The organism is Enterobacter cloacae complex sp. S3 (assembly GCF_014930495.1).
GTDB lineage: Bacteria > Pseudomonadota > Gammaproteobacteria > Enterobacterales > Enterobacteriaceae > Enterobacter > Enterobacter asburiae_B.
In genome coordinates, this window is sequence record NZ_JADBRD010000010.1 from 127699 (window position 1) to 146058 (window position 18360).

The following is an 18360-nucleotide window of genomic DNA, read 5'->3' on the forward strand; positions in this document are numbered from 1 at the left end:
GCTGTTAAATCAAGCATAAATGATGCCCGCAAAAACTTAAAAACATTTCTCCCTGTCGCTATCCGTTTTTTGACGTGTGGCACACATAGGTCGGCAGCGTTCCCAGAATAAATAAATAATTCTCATTCTGCTGTTTCTTAATACGCATATAAATATTCTTATTCGGATAGATAAAAAATAAGGGCTCGTACTTCTCCAGCCAGCTGTCGCTGATGTTGTCGTCCGGAAATTTCATATTGCGTATGGACGTCAGATTATAGACGCTGTCTTTGCGCACAATCTGAAAGAAAACTTTGCGATTCAGGGTCTTCGTGGGATCGCTTTTCAACCGGCCATTCATGCTGAGTATTCCGCTGTTACCCTCCACGGTGTAATTCAGCCACAGAGAGAGCGTTTCATCACGGTGATGCTGAATAAAGTTCGCCTGGCAGGAAAAGGGCTGGATGTAATGGCGATGCCAGAGGTAATACGCCGCCACGACAGCCCCCATCAACAGGCACAGGCAGAGCGCAACAAGCGTTTGACGGTAGCGAACCATACTAGCGATCCTCTATAAAATAATCGGACATACAGCGGTTGGGTTCCGTCATTGGCCTGTCACAGCGAATGACCGATGCGCGAGGCAGCAGGATGTAGCCGCTGACGTACACCCAGGGATAGTTCGCGCACTGGTCCTTAAACGGGGCGGCATAGGCCAGGGCTTTATCCCTGTCGCGCTGCGTTTCAATATCGCGAGAAAAATAGAGCTGGCATTCGCCCATCTTCATCGCGAAGCGGTATCCGTCGACGAAATAGCTGTCATGCAGCAGGTTATGGCTGATAACGCTCACGCCAGCCAGCATCAGCAATAGCACCAGCGCGCCCGGCAGCCAGAAGCGGCGTGTCGGGGCCGTCGGGCCGACAGTCTCTTCGCAGACATCCGGAGCAGCACGTTCTTCCTCATCAGCCTGCGGCTGCGTCTCTTTAACGGTGATTTGCGTATCGCTTGCGAGCGTCAGCCCAATGCGCGGGATAGTGACAATCGGATCGGTTTCAAACCCCACTTTCTTCAGCCCCTTACGCAGAATAGAAATATTCTGGTAGTAGGTATTAGGCGAAACCAGCATCCCCCGGCGCTGCCAGACAATATCCATGCACTCCTGTTGAGTCACAATACTTCCGACTCTTTCTATTAATAACAACAAACAGCGCCCCGCCGGGGAATTTAATACCACCACCCGGTCAGGATTGTTGAGATCGCGTAATGTGCTGGCCGCTGGATGAAACTCTACCAGGCCATTAATAATGTAATGCTTATGCATAGAATGGGCTAAATACCTCCGGTCAACGCCTGTTGCTCCAGTAGATTCCCTTCACGGTTAACCTGCGTATCCCTCGCCTGTGTAAGGATTAATGTGACGGATAAATGCGCAACTGTATATCCTGGCGCCTGGCGAAAAATCTTATTTTTCCTTTCTCTTTATCTGACCGGTCTGAAGTTTTCTTAACCGCGATTTTAAGCCGTCTTGACACTGACAAAACTCGACAAAGGCGCCCGTTGAACGCTTTAGCCATCATTGTCTGAATTATTCAGCGCGCTTAATTTGTTTTTTTAATCAAAAGCAGAGAGGACGCGCTCTGCCAGCGGGTTTCGAAATTACGACCAATTCGAAAGCTGTCGTCTTAATTAACAATTTCGGTGCGAAACTGTTAGCCACCGTCAGTAACAACCCGCGTCGCATGACGTCCCCAGACTATTTCCTTACAAAACATTTATTAAAGCCAACTTTTCAATAAAAACTACCGGTATGATTATTTACAGGCAGATAAGCAAAAGCCGGTTCAGCGAGGAGAAATTGACGCTACACCTAAACCGTACTTAAAACAAATTAAGATTAATTCAGGTTACCTCTTTCACGCCCTGAGTATAGTGGGCTCACACCGTGCAATGCTTAATTGCTTCGAAAATACAGGCATCGTTCTGCCAGACAGACGAGTCTCATTACAATTATAAATCGAGGGAATGACATGGCGAATAAGCTCAACAACACACGTCATTTAAATATCGCGCTATTGGGTGGAGATCACTTTGCGCGCCAGGGGATCGCCGCGTTATTAAAAAATATTGTCCCGGCTATGCAGATTACAGCATCGATCGATAATTACGCGGAGATCGAAACGATACTCGCGACCGCACCGATAGACGTGATTTTTTTATCCGGCATGGAGAAATATCACGCGGGATATGACTGCCTGAAATATATCAGGAAGATGAAAGTACTTTATCCCGACGTACTTATTTGCATGTATTCCGCACCGGCAAATTCCTGGCTGTGGATACGCGGTGAAATAGACGCCTATCTCTCGCTGCAGGACCCGCTTTATCACTGGCGAGCCAGCGTATTAAAAATGGTCGATAGCCGTTATCGCCCACTAAAAAAACCCACGGCGTTATCGCTGACGCCGGGTGAATGGAGGGTATTGAAGGAACTGCGAAAGGGTCTGGATATGCGTTACATCGCCGAAACAGAGCAGCTTTCTTACCGTCGTGTCAGCGCGTTAAAAAGCTCAGCGATAAGAAAACTCGGGCTCAGGAACAAGACAGATTTGCTGGTCTTTTTAACCAGTTAGACCTGCTGCTTTCAGAGCAAATCTCGACATAACACCATAATGGAATCAGGACAATGAAAGCTCAATTCAATAATAAAACGCTGCTCGCGATCGCTATTGCGGCATTACTGCCAGCGGGCACGGCCCTGGCTGCCGGCACCAGCGGCGGCACGGTGAACTTTAGCGGCAAAGTGGTGACCTCCGCCTGCGCCATCAGCGCAGGAAGCGCCAACATTGACGTGGACATGGGTGAAGTGCGTACCGCAACGCTGAAGACGGCAGGCAGCGTTGCCAGCACGGCAAAAGCGTTTGCCATCACCCTGGAAGATTGCGAAATCGCCGATACCTCAGCCTCTACGGATGAGAACCCGATTGCCGCCACAACCGTGGCCGTCACCTTCACCGGCACGCCGGACACTTCCGATGTTAATAGCTTGTCCGTCGGAGCAAACGGCAGCGCCAACTCTGCGCAAAACGTGGCTATTCGCCTTTATGACGAGCAGGGCAACGTGGTGAACCTGGGTGAACCTGCTGCGGCCATCCCTCTGCGTAAGGGTGCCAACACCCTGAACTTCAGCGCGAAATATTACTCGCCGAAGGGCGGCGCCACCGCGGGTGATGCCAGCGCCGTCGCAACCTACACCGTGACCTATTCGTAATCCTCAGGCCCGGTCTGCGAGCCGGGCCTGTCTTAGCTTTCAGGAGAAACACTATGCGCGTAAACACATGGATTTGCCTGGCGGGTGCGTTATGTTCCTCCGCCGTCTATGCCGGCGGCGTGGGGCTGGGCGCAACGCGAATGGTCTACTCCAGCGCCACCAGCCAGGCCATGATGCAGGTGAGAAACACCCATCCCGACGCTACGTTCCTCATCCAGTCGTGGATGGAGAATGAGAAAGGCGAGCGCACCAACGACTTCGCGATCACGCCGCCGCTGTACGTCATAAAACCGGCCAGCGAAAGCGCGGTGAAAATCATGTTTAACGGCAAAGCCCTGCCAGCGGATCGGGAGACGCTCTACTGGATGACGGTCAAAGCCATCCCCCAGCAGGCGAAAAGCGGCGCCGGGAATACGCTGCAGTTTGCGTCGGCTAACCGCATCAAGGTCTTTTATCGCCCGGAGGGACTCAGCGAGAGCCCGGGAGAGGCGTGGAAAAAACTGGCCGGTGTCTACCGCGCCGGAAAGGTCACGCTCAGCAACCCCACGCCGTACTACCTCACCACCATCAACGTGAAAATTGACGGTATGCCGGTGCAGCCGGTGATGGTGCCCCCGAAAGGCAGCGTGACCCTGGCCGAAACCTTCAGCCATGCGGGCAGCATGAGCTATCAGACCATTAACGATTACGGGGCATGGACCCCCGCCACGCGCGCGTCGTTATCCCAATAATAAAAACAGTAAGGCGTGACCACGTGAAAATAAAAATCCTGTGCGCCACGGTGATCTCCCTGGTGATTCGGCAAGCCGTGGCTGCTGAAAGCGAGCTGCAATTTAACCCCGCGTTCCTCAACGGCGAGAGCGCAAACAGCGCCGATCTCGCCTGGGTCAACGCCGGGAGCGCGTTGCCGCCGGGTGATTACAACCTCAACGTGTATATCAATACGAATTATGCGTTCACGGGTAACGTCACGTTCCGCCTTGCTGAAGACAGCACGGGTGAAGCGCTGCCCTGCCTCACGCCTGAACAATTCGCCGCGCTGGGCATCGATAGCCATCAGGCGAAGGGCGGCGACCTGCCGCTGGCGCAGCGCTGCATCTTCCTAACGAAGGCATTTGCGGATACGCAGTTTGATCTGGACCAGAAGACGCTCACCCTGAGCTTCACCGTACCGCAAAGTGCGATGCGCAATTTGCCGCGCGGGTACGTCAGCCCGGAAAGCTGGGAGGCGGGCATTCCTGCCGCGTGGCTGAATTACGTGGTCAATGGCTCGAACAATGAGTATCGCGGCGAGACGCGCACGCGGGAACAGCAGCTGTTTGCGAGCCTCAACAGCGGCGTCAACCTGGGCGCGTGGCGGCTGCGTGATTTCACCACGTGGACCAAAGACAGCAATGAGCTCACCCACGTGCAGACCTGGCTGCAGCGCGATATTCACGCCCTGCGCGCGCAGGTGTATGCCGGGGAAACGTACACCTCGGCGCAGGTGTTCGACTCCGTGGGCCTGCGCGGTATCGCCCTGAAAACCGATGACAACATGCTGCCCGCCAGCCTCAGCGGCTATGCGCCTGAAGTTCGCGGCATCGCGCGCAGCAACGCCACGGTCACGGTTCGCCAGAACGGCAACATCATCTATCAAACCTCCGTCCCGCCGGGGGCGTTTGTGCTGAAAGATCTCTACCCGACCTCCTCGGGAGGCGATCTGGCGGTCACCATCCAGGAGAACGACGGCAGCAAAACGCAATACACGCTCCCCTTTGCCAGCGTGCCGAACCTGGTGCGTAACGGACAGGTGAAATATGCCCTCGGCGCCGGGAAATACCGTCCGACGGGCAATCAGGACGCGCCCTCTTTCGCGCAGGGCGAGCTGTTCTACGGCTGGCGATACGGCCTGACGTTTTACGGCGGGGCGCAGTTTGCCGATCGCTATAACGGCCTGGCCCTCGGGTTTGGGCAAAACCTCGGCCGCTTTGGCGCCTACTCCATCGACCTGACCCACGCCCGCAGCCAGCTGGCGGACGATCGGCACTATACCGGTGATTCGGTGCGCCTGCGCTACAGCAAGCTGCTGAACGACATTGGCACGCGGGTGAATTTCTTCTCGCTGCGCTACTCCACGAAAGGGTTTTATACCCTCAGCGACACCACGTACAAAGGCATGTCGGGCGGATCGCCAAAGCAGACGGTGGAAGACGATGGCACCGTCACCACCCAATACGACACCGTGTACAACCTGCGCATGTCGCGTAAGGCAAAAAACCAGCTGCTGCTGTCGCAGCCGATGGGACAATACGGCTCGCTGTCACTGTCGTGGGATCAGCAGACCTACTGGAACACGTCAAATACCACGCAAAGCCTGCAGTTTGCGTGGAACGCCACGTTTCGCAACGTGTCGCTTGGCGTCAGCGTCCAGCGAAGCTCGAGCCTGTATGACGACAAGAAAGATAACATCCTGTCGATGTCGATTTCGGTCCCGCTGGGCAACCCGACGCTGTCGACCCGCGCGCGCTTTACCACGACCCATGCGGATTCCACCGGCACCACCACCAGCACGGGCGTGAGCGGCTACCTGCCGGGTGAGGAGAATCTGTTCTATAGCGTCAACCAGCGCTACAGCTCCCGACAGCACTACGGCGGCGATGCCACCCTGCAGTACGAAGGCGCGTGGGGAGACTACAACCTGGGCTACAGCTACGCCAGCGACTCCCGCAACCTCAGCTACGGCATCAGCGGCGGCGCGGTAGTGCATGAAGATGGCCTGACGCTGAGCCAGCCGCTCGGAAATACCAACATTCTGGTAAAAGCCCCGGGAGCCAGCAATGTCGCCGTGCTTAACCATAAGGGCATCAAAACGGACGGCCGTGGCTACGCGGTGATCCCGTACGCCACGCCGTACCGCGTTAACCAGGTCGCGCTGGACGTGACGACCGCCGGCAACGACGTGGAGCTGGAAAACGCCATCGCCAACAAAACGCCTACCGATGGCGCCCTGGTTCTCGCCACCTTCACCACGCACCAGGGGGCAAAAGCGATGTTTATCGTACGTCACGGCAACGACGTGCTCCCCTTCGGCACGCTGGTCTCGCTCGATGATGACAAAACCAGCGGCATCGTTGGCGATGGCGGCAGCCTGTATCTCTCCGGTTTGTCAGAGAAGGGCACGCTGAACGCCGTGTGGGGCCGCGGCAGCCGCCAGCGCTGCGCCATTACCTACGCCTTAAACAAGCAGAACTATAACGCCCGCACCGGTCTTTATTCTCAGGAGGTGGTATGTCAGTAACGCTTCGGATCGGCTGCCTTGCGCTGCTGCTGGTTTTCACGCTCCCCGTTCGCGGCTACGACGTGCTGGTCTCCGTCACCGGCAATTTGATCGGCAACACCTGCGTGGTGGCGCAGGACTCCGTTGAGCAAAACGTGCCGCTGGGCACCATTGGTATTAAACAGTTCAGCCGTGCCGGGGCCGTCAGCAATATCAAAACGCCCTTCACGCTCAGGCTTGAAGCGTGCGGGCCAACCTTTGCTGGCGTAAAAATCCGCTTCAGCGGTACGCCGGATGATGCCAACCCGCAGCTGCTGAAAATTGCCGACGGTGGCGCTACCGGCGTGGCGGTGCAGATCCTCGATAAAGAGAGCGTACTCATTCCCCTGAATACAAAGACCACCGCATACGGAACGGCGGGGGATGACAGCGTACAGATGACCTTCTACGCGCGGCTGGTTGCCACCGCTACGCCGGTGAGCGCCGGTGATGTGTCAGCCCTCGCCACCTGGACAACGGAGTATCTATGATGCGTTTAGCGTTTCCTCTCAGCGGATTACTTTTCTGCGCCAGCGTGCAGGCTCTGGACTGGAAATCGGACATTACGCTCTCGCCTCAGCCGATGACCTACAGCGGGCCAGCGGATTCCGTGGTGCCGGGCAGCATTATCGGCTCGACCTGGAGCGCCACCGCCAGCGTGCAGCAGGTATTTTGGTGTGGGTTTATTTTTACCTGCACTAAAGGCACGCTTGAACCCAGCAGCAGCGCCATCTCGAGCGGGATGACGGTCAACGTCGACGGCGTGAACTACACAATTTTTGAAACCGGCGTACCGGGCGTGGGGTATATCATCGGTTTAAAGGACTTTAAGGGGACAAAATATATTCCCCTGCAAACCGGCGTAACACAAAGCTATCCTGCGGATGGGACGGGAGGAATCGCCCAGGATTTAGGCTGGTCAGCAAAAGTCACCTTTATTAAAACCGGTACGGCGCTGAAATCCGGCGTCTATAACATCCCGACCATCAACGCCGCGGTGCTCACCGCCTATAACAACGAAACGAAAACGGCGCAGGTCATCATCAGCCCGACCACCATCACGGTGACCGCCAGCGGGTGTACGGTCGGCAGCAAAAACGCCAGCGTGGCGCTGGGCACCATTGATATTCGCACCCTGCCCACGGTGGGAAGCACGTCGCCATCGGGGACGTTTACCGTCGGCCTGACCTGCGACGCGAACGTGGCGGTTCACGCCGTGATGACCGATCAGACCACGCCGTCGAACACCTCGTCGGTGGTGACTCTGACCGGAGATTCCACGGCGTCCGGCGTTGGGGTGCAGTTTTTCTACAACGGCAGCGGGCCGCTGACGATGGGGCCGGACAGCTCGGCCGCGGGTGCGACCGGCCAGTTCTTCATCCAGAGCACCACGGCGGCGCAGACGCTCACGTTACCGTTCCAGGCGCAGTACATCCGAACCGGCGAACTGGTCCCCGGCTCGGCCAACGCGCTGGCCAGCATTACGTTTTCCTACCAGTAGGGGCTACTGCTTCACCCACACCAGTTGGTCAACCCGGAAGCCCAGACTGCGCGCGGTGTTCAGATAATCCTGCTTCACCGCATCCGGAATGGTTGGCGTGCGCGACAGGATCCACAGGTAGTCGCGGTTCGGGCCGCTGACCAGCGCGTACTGGTACTTATCGTCCAGCCTGATCACGTTATAGCCGCCGTAGAACGGGCCGAAGAAGGACACCTTCAGCGCGGCGGTGGTCGGTTCGCCGGTAAAGTACGCTTTGCCTTCGCTCTCGTTCCACTTGTTCTTCACCGGATCGTAGCCCCGGTTGAGCACGCTGATGCCGCCGTCGCTGCGCTTGCCGTAGGTGGCGGTTACCTGCTCCAGCCCGCGTTCAAAGCGGTTTTCCAGACGGGCGACCTCGTACCATTTGCCAAGATAGCGGCTGGCGTCAAAACCGGAAATCGGCTGCACGCCCTTCGGCGGCGTGGGGGATTTACAGGCGACCAGCGTCAGCGCAATGGCAACACCGGTCACTACAGGCCATAGCTTCATGAGAATTCCTTTCATTTGCACGGTTGGACGTTAAGTGTAGTGCACCGTTTCGGCGCTTCATCCCGTTCGGGAAAATTCGTAGTATATTGAGAGTATTCCTCCACTCTGGACACGGACATGGCTTACTCCATCGGCGAATTCGCCAGACTCAGCGGCATCACCGCCACCACCCTGCGGGCGTGGCAGCGTCGCTATGGTTTACTCAAGCCACAGCGCACGGAAGGCGGCCACCGCCAGTACAGCGACGAGGACGTCCAGCAGGCGCTAAAAATTCTCGACTGGGTCAAAAAAGGCGTCCCGATCGGCCAGGTCAAACCGCTGCTGGAACGCCCGATGCCGGGTCGGACCAACAACTGGCAAACCCTGCAGCAGAACATGCTGCAACGTCTGCAGGACGGCAAGGTCGAGTCCCTGCGCCAGATGATTTACGACGCCGGACGCGAATACCCAAGGCCGGAGCTGGTCGCGAACGTGCTGCGCCCGCTGCGCAGCCAGGTCTCGGCCAACGTCGCCGCCGCCATGACCCTGCGCGCGATCCTCGACGGCATCATCATCGCCTACACCTCGTTTTGCCTCGAAGGCGATAAAAAAGCGCCGGGCGATAACATTCTGCTCAGCGGCTGGCACCTGAACGACCCGTGCGAGATCTGGCTCGAAGCCTTAACGCGCACCGGGCAGGGCCACCGAATCGACATCCTGCCGGTTCCGCCTGACGCGCTGGCACCGGAAATTTTCCCGGAGCGCAAATGGCTTCTGGTCACCAGCGGCAAACTCACCGCCGGGCGGAAAAAACAGGTGGAGCAGTGGCAGCAGCAGGTATCGCTTGAAGTGATTATCCTCTGATAATTTTCTCCTGCGGGAATCTTCACGAAAAGTTGAATATTTTCCCGCGCCGCAGATGCTAACGTTTTCCTGTGACGAATAACTCAACAGGAAAACACCATGAAAAAAACTGCCCCTCTGCTGATCCTGGCCTCGATGGCCTTTGCCCCTGCTGCCTTTAGCGCCCCTGCCGGCACGCTGAGCGTCCACATTCTCGACCAGCAAACCGGGATGCCGCCATCAGACGTGACCGTTACGCTGGAGAAACAGCAGCAGGACAAATGGACCCCGATTGCCAGCGGTAAAACCGACCACGACGGCCGCATCAAATCGCTCTATCCGCAGGATCAGGACATGCAGCCTGGCGTGTATAAAGTGACCTTCAAAACCGCAGAGTACTTCCACGGCAAAAAGCTGGACTCCTTCTTCCCGGAGATCCCGGTGCTGTTTACCGTGACCCGCACCAACGAGAAGCTGCACATTCCGCTTCTGCTGAGCCAGTACGGTTACTCGACCTACAAGGGCAGTTAATACGCGTTGATTTTAAAGGAATAAAAAAAATAGTTCCGCTAATACTTGGACAAATTAGTCATGTTGTGTAAGTTTTAATTATATGAACGGGAGGACTACAACATGACAACGAAACCTGTGCTCGGTATTAGCGGATGTTTGACCGGATCCGCCGTTCGCTTTGACGGCGGACACAAGCGTATGGGCTTCGTCATGGATGAGTTGGCCCAGTGGGTGAATTTCAGGCCCGTCTGCCCGGAAATGGCTATCGGTCTCCCGACCCCTCGCCCGGCCATACGCCTGACGCTGACGGACAGCGGCGAAACGCAGCTCCGTTTCAGCAAGCCGCCTCATGATGACCTCACGCAGAAAATGGCCGACTTTACGGCGGACTATCTGCCAAAAATCGGCGATCTGTCGGGATTTATCGTCTGTGCAAAATCCCCAAGCTGCGGCCTGGAACGCGTGCGGCTGTACGATGAAAACGGCAACCGGGGCCGCAAGGAGGGCGTCGGGCTGTTCACCGCCGCCCTTCTTGAAACCTACCCGTGGCTGCCCGTCGAGGAAGACGGTCGGCTGCACGACCCGGTGCTGCGGGAAAACTTTATCGAGCGGGTATTTGCCCTGCACGAGCTAAACACGCTGCGCGCTAAAGGTCTGACGCGGCGTGGGCTGCTGGATTTCCACAGCCGCTATAAATTGCAGCTGCTGGCGCACCATCAGGCGGGCTACCGCGAAATCGGCCCGTTCGTTGCCTCGCTGCACGAGTGGGAAGACCTGGACGCCTTCTTCGTGGCGTACCGGGAAAAACTGATGACCATCCTGAAAAAACCCGCCTCGCGGAAGAATCACACCAACGTGCTGATGCATATCCAGGGATATTTCCGTAACCAGCTGAACACCCGCCAGCGCGGCGAGCTGCGCGACGTGATCCTGCACTATCGCAACGGACAGTTGCCTATTCTCGCCCCGATCACGCTGCTGAAGCACTACCTGGCCGAATACCCCGACCGGTATCTGATGACGCAAAACTACTTTGATCCCTATCCTGATGATTTGGGTCTGCGTCTGGCAGTCAAGTGATCATAAAAATGCGAAGGCCCCATTGACCCGTAGAGGCCCAAAGCAGTACCCCGTTTAGACGACATCCTCACTGTCGTCTCTTTTTTGCATTTCATCTCAAAGACTGTGATTATATACAGGCTTATTCTGCAAAAAGGGGCCTGCCAGTGATCAACACCCTGCACATTCAAAACTACCGATCCATCCGCGACATGTCGCTGGAGCTGGAGCAGCTCAACATCGTCTTCGGGCCGAACGGCACCGGGAAATCCAATATCTACAAGGCGATACACCTGATGCACAGCGCCGCTCAGGGACAGTTTTCCCAGGCGCTGGCAAACGAGGGCGGCATTCTGAAGGTGTTCTGGGCAGGTAAAACCCGCAGCGACCAGCTGCGGCGGATGAATCTGGCGGTGGAAACAGAGACCTACGAATACGAGCTGCAGGTCGGGTTTGTGGAGAAGCTGCCCTATCCCTCGCAGTTTCAGCTCGATCCGGTGATCAAAGAGGAGTCCATCTGGCTGAGCGGTCAGCACCGTCGGCCTTCGTCACAGCTGATGAAGCGTAAGAACCAGGCAGTATTTCTGAACAACGTGCATCACGAGAAAGTGACCCACAGCGGCACGCTGTACGAGAACGAATCGGTGTTCGGGCAGCTCGGCGAACCGCATCTTTACCCGGAAGTGTCGCAGATGCGCGAGTCCCTGCGTAACTGGCGCTTTTATCATGAGTTTTCTGTATCAATCGGCTCGGCGATGCGCGCCCCGCAGGTCGGCTTCCGCTCCCCGGTGCTGGCCAGCGACGGTGCCAACCTGGCGGCCGCGTTTCAGACCATCGTCGAGATCGGCGACGAGCTGCTGCTGATGCGCATCCTTGACCAGGCCTTCCCCGGCTGCGTGTTTTACAGCGACAACACCGGCGGACGTTTTCGCATGATGATGCAGCGCGAGGGTCTTAGCAGGCCGCTGGAACCGGCGGAGTTCTCCGACGGTACCCTGCGCTTTCTGTGCCTGACGGTGGCGCTGTTAAGCCCGCGCCCACCGGCGTTTATCGCGTTGAACGAACCGGAAAACAGCCTGCACCCGCAGATGCTGCCCGCGCTGGCGAGCTTAATCGCCGAGGCCAGCCGCTACTCGCAGATCTGGCTCACCAGCCACTCGCCGGAGCTGGCGAAGTTGATTGAGAAACAGCGATCGTTTTCGCTGTATCAGCTGTCAATGGTGGAGGGGGAGACGAGGGTGGAGAGGCTGGGGTAGGTCGGTTAGAAAAAATCGCAAGGAAAGTCTCGTTTGTAGCGAAGTTATGCCTGGAAAGAATATTTCCCAGGCATATCAAATGTCCATTCAACCCGGATTGGTCTGTCAATTAGTGGCGATATATTCAGGATGATTTTCTAGCTTTGCGTTCATCTAACTTTGCAAAGAGCCATACTCTGGCACCAGCGGCGACGCCAACTATAGCGCTCACCACAGATAGATAAATTAATGATTTTGATGATAAATCAATCTTTCCAGAACTTATAATCTCGATCAGTACATTGTTTACAATAAAAATAAATGCAAAAAAAAACACACCGTAATAAAGGGTACTAAGCAGAAAAACCAAAAACGTAGCCCGATGAAACGCCTTATTATTTGCCATTAACTTTATCCTTAACTTTATCGCCGATTAACTCCCCTCCCAAACCACCTATCAGATCATTAACTTCCCCTGGGAAAGGTGCTAGTTCACCGAGTTTACCGCCAGCCCATGAACCTAATGCTGAACCAATAAGCGATCCCGTATTTGGGCCATCAGTAAAGAATGCCCCTCCCATAGCTATGCCGATGTTTTGCCAGGTATTCCTTCCCGGAGCAAGCATCCCCCCCACGCCAGCACTAATGCTGCTTTTATAATCCCACGATTTGTTTTCATTGCCTGGCTGACTCAGGTTAAACCACTGGTACCCTCCGTTGGCGATTTCCGCAATCACTCCCCCGCCAACAACTTTACCCACCGACGCCGCAGGTCCTAAATACCAGGCGGCTCCGATCATTACCCCATCCTGGTAACCTTCGACAATCACTTTTGTGATGTTAGCCCCCTCAGGTAAGTCGCCTTTCGCCAGTTTATCCAAACCTGCCTGTTTTTCTTCTACAGATAAGCCCTTATTTTCGGCATATTGATTCCATGAACCCACGGCGTTCATGTAGTTATCCAGGCCAGAGGGGAGAGGAATGGAGGTAGCATTATTCTCAGCCGCGTTCTTTCCTCCTTGCGCCCCAGCAGCTGCCGAAGCCGTACTACCTCCCGCCAACCCACCAGCCATCCCCGCCGATACAGATGCCAGCGTAATGACCGTCTGCTTTTGATCTTCGCTCAATGTCGACAGGTCTTTCACATCCGGATAGAGCAGGCTGGCTATAGCATGCGCAGCCAGCTCACCCGTCGCGGCACCTGCCGCACCCGCCGCTGCGCTATTCCCCTGCAGTACCGCAACTGCGCCACCCAGTATCGCGTGCGCAATCGTGTTGATAGCCGGGTTATCCTCTGTCGATTTCAGCAGATGCGCCAGCTCCGGTGCCGACGCGCCCGCCAGCGCCCCTCCGATATTGCCGCCCGCCAGTCCCTGCAGCGCTGCCGTGGCCGCCTGGATGCCGCGCTGCATATCGCTGCCGGTACCATATTTTTCCTGCGTCTCTTTATATTCCGGCGTAGCACGCAGTTTCGCCAGATAATCCTGGCGATCTTTTTCTGTCGCGTTAGCCGGAATATCACCATATTTATCCTTTGCCGCCTTCAGCCCGTTCAGGTCACCCTGCGTCCTGGCAATATCCGCCACCTGGCTGCCAATGTCGCTGATCATCCCAACCGCGTTCAGGCGGTTCTGCTCTTTCTCCTTGTCGAAGATCGGGCTGATGCTGTCGTTGGCATGTTCGGTATCGCGGCTCAGATCGGCCACGTCCTGCTTCTGGTTTGCCTTGTCGCGGATGGTGAGGGAGCCCTCTGCCACGGCGGCCTGCGTGGTGCCTTCCTTATGGCCTTTATTACCCGCAGCGGAGATCATGCCGCCCGGCAGGTTGCCCTGGAATTTATCCCCGAAGCTGCCGCCCCCGCTCAGGCTGATACCGGAGTGCGAGGTTTTAAAGTCCGCTTCGTTGTGGATATCGCTGAAGCCCAGCGTTCCGGTATCAAGGCTGTTTTTGTCCGGCGTGGCGGTGGACGCGATAACCGCGCCATCAAGCTGGGTGTGATGCCCCACGGTGATGTCGAAGCCCCCGTCCCCGGCATATAGCCCGGTCTGTTCGGCCACCGAATCAAAGCGGCTCTTCATCTTGTCCTGGCTGGCGTTGATATAGCCTGAACCGGACATGGTGCCGAAGGTGAAGCTGCCACCCGCTGCAACGCTGGTCTGCTTGCTGTCGTAGTCGCTGTTGTTCTGCTGGCTGCGCATCAGCAGGTCGTGACCAACATCTGCCACGATTTTATTGCCGTTAACCTGGGCGCCATCAAGCACGGTGTCGTGCCCGCTTTTAAGGGTGACGTTTTTGCCGCTGTCGATTGTGGTTTCGGTCCAGTCGGTACCGTTACCTTTATCCTTGCCGTGCGCGGCGTTAACGTTGGCAAACACGCTGATACCCGCGCCGTTGCCTCCGGCACCGATGCTTACCCCAATACCGCCACCGCTGCTGCTGTTCTTGCCGCTGGTTTTTTGGGTATTCGCCGCGCCGGACAGCAGAATATCGTTCTGTGCATCCAGCGTGGTATCACCCCCGGCTTTCAGCTGGCTGCCCGCAATCACGATGTCGCCGCTGTTCGCGCCTTTGTTTTTGCCGTTCGCGGTGATGGAGAGATTATTGCCTGCGTTCAGCGTGCTGCCTGCCACCGCATCACTCTCAGCATGCTGCTGTGATTTCGACTTCTGGGTCGTCAGCGAGAGGCTCACACCCATTGCGTTCGGGTCGCCGGTGGTTGCCGCCATATCCGCTGCCTGCCCGGCCTGCACGCCGGACAGCACCGTTTTGGTGGCCTGAAGGGCTTTCAGACGGCCATCACTTTGCTCTTTGGTCTCCTGCGCCGCGCTCACGGCATTGTTAATAGCGCTACCGACGGTGCCGGAGAGCGCCACGGTGAGCCCGCTTTTCTTCTGCTCAAAGGTTTCATCCCGGGTGCGCCTGTCGTGCCCCGGCTCGATGATGACGCTGTCGCCGCTGAGGCTTAAATCCTTCCCGGCGATAAGATCCGCACCGCCGACGTGGGCCTGGTTTCCGGCAGAAATCGCGACGTTACCGCCCGTCGAGCCCACCGTACTGAAGCTCTGGCTCTGGGTGGTACCCTTCTCACGAAGATCGTGCGTGCTTTTACTGCTGCCGATGGTGAAGCCAATCCCGCCCGATCCCATCAGGCCGGATTTTTTCTCTTCCTTAAAGCGCCAGGAGGTGTCGCTGTTGGTGGCCGCCACGATATCGACGTTGTTGCCCGCCTTAAGCTGCACGTCGCCATCGCCCGCCACCGCGGAGCCGAACACCCGCAGGTTATTGCCCGCCACCACCTGCACGTTGTCGCCGCTAAGTAATGAGCCGGATTCACGCGTCGCGCTGTCCTCCTCGATGGTGTGGGTGGTTTTCTTGCTGAGGAAACCTTTTTTGGTTTTGGTCTGCTCTTTGTAGTGATAATCGCTTTCGGTTGCGGTATTGAGATTGACGTCGCGGCCTGCCGCCACGCCGATATCGCCCTTCGCCGTCACCTGCGCGGCTTCGGTGGTGACATCGCGTCCGGCGAGGATTTGAGTATTCTCCCCGCTGGCGATCTCCGTTCCCTGCTGACGCACCGATTCGTTAATAACGGTTTTCTTGCCTGACCTATAGCTGTCGCCCTGCGTGGTCTCTTCCGCAGCCAGATTCACGTCGCGACCCGCCTGCAGCCCGACGCTTTTCTCCGCCGCCAGCGCGGCGGCCCGGGCGTTGATATCCTGCCCGGCCTTCAGGACCAGGTTATCGCCTGCGGAAATCGTGGTGCGGTCGAGCCCGGTGCTGTGGGATTCGCTTTTCCCTTTCCGGCTGCTTTCGCTTGTCTGTGCCGCGTTCAGGTTCAGATCGTTGCCCGCGCTCAGCCCCGCGCTGCCGCCCGCCTTCAGGTCGCTGGCGGTCACGTCAAGGTTATGCCCGGCATTCACCAGCAGGTTGCCGCCCGCGGTGACGTTACTTCCCTGATACGTGACGGAGGAACGGCTGGTTTTCTCCCGGCTGGAGCTGAATGCGTCGTTGATCTGATTCGCGTTGACGGCAATATCGCCCCACGCGTTCAGCAGCATATCGCCGCCGGAGGCCAGGTTCGCCCCGGTGACGGTGATGTTTTTCCCCGCCTCAAGCGACAGGCCATCCTGCGCGGTAATCGACGCCGTGTTGCCCAGCAGCGTGTCTTTCAGGCCGATGTTGCCGTACTTCCCTCCGGCGTTGATATCAATCTGCTCAACCTGCGTCAGGTTGTTGATGCTGCCGTCCAGGCTCTCCAGCGCGACCGTTTTGCCGCTGATGGTGGAGCTGATGTTATTGATATCGCCGATGGCGCTCAGGTTCAGGTCGCCGCCCGCTTTCATCAGGCCGTTGCTGAGGTTGCTGATGCTGTTCTGGCTGTCGAGCGTCAGGCTGTTTTTCGCCAGCAGCGTGCTGCCGCCGTTGGTGATGCTGCCGCCCTTCAGGGTGACGTTGTTGCCCGCGATCACGCTGCCGTTGTTGACGGTGACGTCCTTCGGCGACAGGTAGAGTTTCGGCACCATCACCGTTTCGCCGTTGACGGTAGCTTTCTCCCACCACAGCAGGCTGTGGTCGAGCGCGGCAATCTGATCGGCGGTCAGCGAGACGCCAAACTGCAGGCCCAGCGACTGCTGCGCCGCCGCGGCGTTGTCCATCAGATAGCGCATCTGATCCAGATCGGAGCCGATGCCGTTCAGGTAGCGGTTACCGGTCTGGTTGAGTACCACGTTGGAAACGTAGCGGGTATCGAACGCCGCATCGCCGAGGAAGCGGTAGTCGTAGTCCGGGTTCAGGTTGAGGCGCCCCAGCATATAGGACGAGCCGAGGAACTGCTTCTCGTCGGTAAACGCCAGCCGCGTCTCCTGCGGCGCCGTGGACGACGGTTTGATCCCGAGCATCGCGTTCAGATCGGCAAACAGGGCGGGATCAAGCTGTCCGAGACCGTTCAGTTTCGGGTTGATGCCGATCAGGTACGGGCTTTTCGGGTTGTCGGAGAAGACAAAATAGCCGTTGTTGCCCGACGGCAGCGGGTAAGCGCTGGTATCGACGCGCTGGCCCTGATAGTGCCCGACGGTACCGCCCTGCGCGGTTCGGAGATCGGCGGTGGTGACCCCGGCGTTCGCCAGCGTGCCCAGCTGGCCGAGGTTCGCGTTGCCTTTCTGCGTGGTGGCAATGTTGCTGAGAGGCGTGCCGGACGCGCCGCCGTTTTCCAGCGCGCCGCCGCCGTTAAGCTGCTGCAGCGCCCCCTGGAGCCGATCGTTCCACTGCGGCGAGTTCACCGCCACGGTGCCGGCAGCGTTCAGCCCCTGTTTTTGCACGCCGCTGCCGACAGTCTGGTTGCTGAGGGTGTTCAGCGACGGGGTGGAGATAACGTTGCTGACGCCGCCCGCGTTAGCGGTGGTATTAGTGTTGCTGATGTTGCTGGTGAAGTTTGCGGTGACGTTACCGCCCGCCTGGATGACGGCGCGTAAGGTTTCGCCCTCCACCGATTCATTCGTCAGACCTTGTAACTCATAAATAAAGGTCGAGTTAGCTTTTGGTCCAGGATATCCCGTTTCCGAAGATGATCCCCCTGTAGACCTGAGATATTTATAATTATAAAAAGTCCCCGTTGTTCCTGATTGATAACTCTCATTGTTCAGCTGTGAGCCTGAAAGAGATGCGTTACGTTCACTCAGTATTTGACTTGATTTATTTTCCAGAGCACCAGCATTGATAACCAAATCGCGTCCCGAAGCGATGCGTCCCGCGCCACCGCTCGCACTCACATCAAGATGCACCACTGAGCCAGCAAAGCGCATTTGGCTGCTCTCTGCGGTAGGAACAAATGATGAACTGTAAATATCGTATTCAATTGCACACGTACAGTTGCGATACCCTTTGCTTTTCGTATTGCTAATGCTGTAAGACGTCGAAGGGAGACTCAGGACAAGAAGTTCAATCGTTGCATCACCGACGTTTTCAGCCAGTTGCGAAGTCTCGGTCCAGCTATTTACCGAAAGTCCATCACGGGTATTCAGCAAATGCCCCGTTCTGATCCCAATATCCCCATTCTGCGTCTCAATATTCCCCGACGTGTTCACCACCTGGCTGTTCGCATTCCCCGCCGCATCCCGCTGCATCCACAGGTTATTTCCCGCCATGATGTCGCCGCGC

General features: G+C 57.0%; 15 protein-coding genes. 10 read left to right on the forward strand and 5 right to left on the reverse strand.

Annotation, left to right across the window (positions count from 1 at the left end; translation table 11 throughout):
- Nucleotides 1–58 precede the first annotated feature (58 nt).
- The gene (locus IM317_RS05840; RefSeq protein WP_033147061.1) at nucleotides 59–538 is read right to left on the reverse strand and encodes a hypothetical protein; all 480 of its coding nucleotides are present in this window, start codon (nucleotides 536–538) and stop codon (nucleotides 59–61) included.
- A gap of 1 nt (nucleotide 539) precedes the next feature.
- A complete protein-coding gene (locus IM317_RS05845) occupies nucleotides 540–1301 on the reverse strand; it encodes a winged helix-turn-helix domain-containing protein (RefSeq protein WP_033147062.1) in 762 nt (253 codons plus the stop codon).
- Between the two features lie 706 nt (nucleotides 1302–2007).
- On the opposite strand from IM317_RS05845, the gene IM317_RS05850 reads away from it, so the two are divergent.
- From IM317_RS05850 to IM317_RS05875, 6 genes are read left to right on the forward strand one after another with little or no spacing between them, the layout of a single operon-like run.
- The gene (locus IM317_RS05850; protein ID WP_033147063.1) at nucleotides 2008–2610 is read left to right on the forward strand and encodes a LuxR C-terminal-related transcriptional regulator; all 603 of its coding nucleotides are present in this window, start codon (nucleotides 2008–2010) and stop codon (nucleotides 2608–2610) included.
- Nucleotides 2611–2663: 53 nt separating this feature from the next.
- Complete coding sequence (locus IM317_RS05855) at nucleotides 2664–3248, forward strand: fimbrial protein (RefSeq protein ID WP_032661969.1); 585 nt, start codon at nucleotides 2664–2666, stop codon at nucleotides 3246–3248.
- Nucleotides 3249–3301: 53 nt separating this feature from the next.
- Nucleotides 3302–3979, forward strand: a complete 678-nt coding sequence (locus IM317_RS05860) for a molecular chaperone (RefSeq protein ID WP_033147064.1) — start codon at nucleotides 3302–3304, stop codon at nucleotides 3977–3979.
- Nucleotides 3980–4002: 23 nt separating this feature from the next.
- Nucleotides 4003–6528: a fimbria/pilus outer membrane usher protein gene (locus tag IM317_RS05865; RefSeq protein WP_033147065.1), complete on the forward strand. Its 2526-nt coding sequence runs from the start codon at nucleotides 4003–4005 to the stop codon at nucleotides 6526–6528.
- Nucleotides 6519–7037, forward strand: a complete 519-nt coding sequence (locus tag IM317_RS05870) for a fimbrial protein (RefSeq protein WP_033147066.1) — start codon at nucleotides 6519–6521, stop codon at nucleotides 7035–7037. The genes IM317_RS05865 and IM317_RS05870 overlap by 10 nt, the downstream gene beginning before the upstream one ends.
- The gene (locus tag IM317_RS05875) at nucleotides 7037–8047 is read left to right on the forward strand and encodes a fimbrial protein (protein WP_033147094.1); all 1011 of its coding nucleotides are present in this window, start codon (nucleotides 7037–7039) and stop codon (nucleotides 8045–8047) included. The genes IM317_RS05870 and IM317_RS05875 overlap by 1 nt, the downstream gene beginning before the upstream one ends.
- A gap of 3 nt (nucleotides 8048–8050) precedes the next feature.
- Here IM317_RS05875 and IM317_RS05880 read toward each other — a convergent pair whose 3' ends face one another.
- Nucleotides 8051–8575, reverse strand: a complete 525-nt coding sequence (locus IM317_RS05880; protein WP_033147067.1) for a lipocalin family protein — start codon at nucleotides 8573–8575, stop codon at nucleotides 8051–8053.
- Nucleotides 8576–8692: 117 nt separating this feature from the next.
- On the opposite strand from IM317_RS05880, the gene IM317_RS05885 reads away from it, so the two are divergent.
- The 4 genes from IM317_RS05885 to IM317_RS05900 all read left to right on the forward strand — a co-directional run bounded on the left by IM317_RS05885 (nucleotide 8693) and on the right by IM317_RS05900 (nucleotide 12225).
- Nucleotides 8693–9418 (forward strand): MerR family transcriptional regulator, encoded by a 726-nt coding sequence (locus IM317_RS05885; protein WP_032661978.1) that lies wholly within the window; start codon nucleotides 8693–8695, stop codon nucleotides 9416–9418.
- A 99-nt stretch (nucleotides 9419–9517) separates the two neighbouring features.
- On the forward strand, nucleotides 9518–9928 hold the full coding sequence (uraH, locus tag IM317_RS05890) for a hydroxyisourate hydrolase (RefSeq protein WP_033147068.1): 411 nt from the start codon (nucleotides 9518–9520) through the stop codon (nucleotides 9926–9928).
- A gap of 102 nt (nucleotides 9929–10030) precedes the next feature.
- Complete coding sequence (locus IM317_RS05895; protein WP_023333995.1) at nucleotides 10031–10990, forward strand: DUF523 and DUF1722 domain-containing protein; 960 nt, start codon at nucleotides 10031–10033, stop codon at nucleotides 10988–10990.
- Between the two features lie 146 nt (nucleotides 10991–11136).
- Complete coding sequence (locus tag IM317_RS05900) at nucleotides 11137–12225, forward strand: AAA family ATPase (RefSeq protein WP_033147069.1); 1089 nt, start codon at nucleotides 11137–11139, stop codon at nucleotides 12223–12225.
- A 124-nt stretch (nucleotides 12226–12349) separates the two neighbouring features.
- Here the strand turns inward: IM317_RS05900 and IM317_RS05905 are convergent, their stop codons facing one another.
- Both IM317_RS05905 and IM317_RS05910 read right to left on the reverse strand, forming a co-directional pair.
- Nucleotides 12350–12610: a hypothetical protein gene (locus tag IM317_RS05905; RefSeq protein ID WP_033147070.1), complete on the reverse strand. Its 261-nt coding sequence runs from the start codon at nucleotides 12608–12610 to the stop codon at nucleotides 12350–12352.
- A partial coding sequence (locus IM317_RS05910; protein ID WP_193362468.1) for a hemagglutinin repeat-containing protein occupies nucleotides 12600–18360 on the reverse strand: 5761 nt, incomplete at its 5' end. The genes IM317_RS05910 and IM317_RS05905, both read right to left, overlap by 11 nt.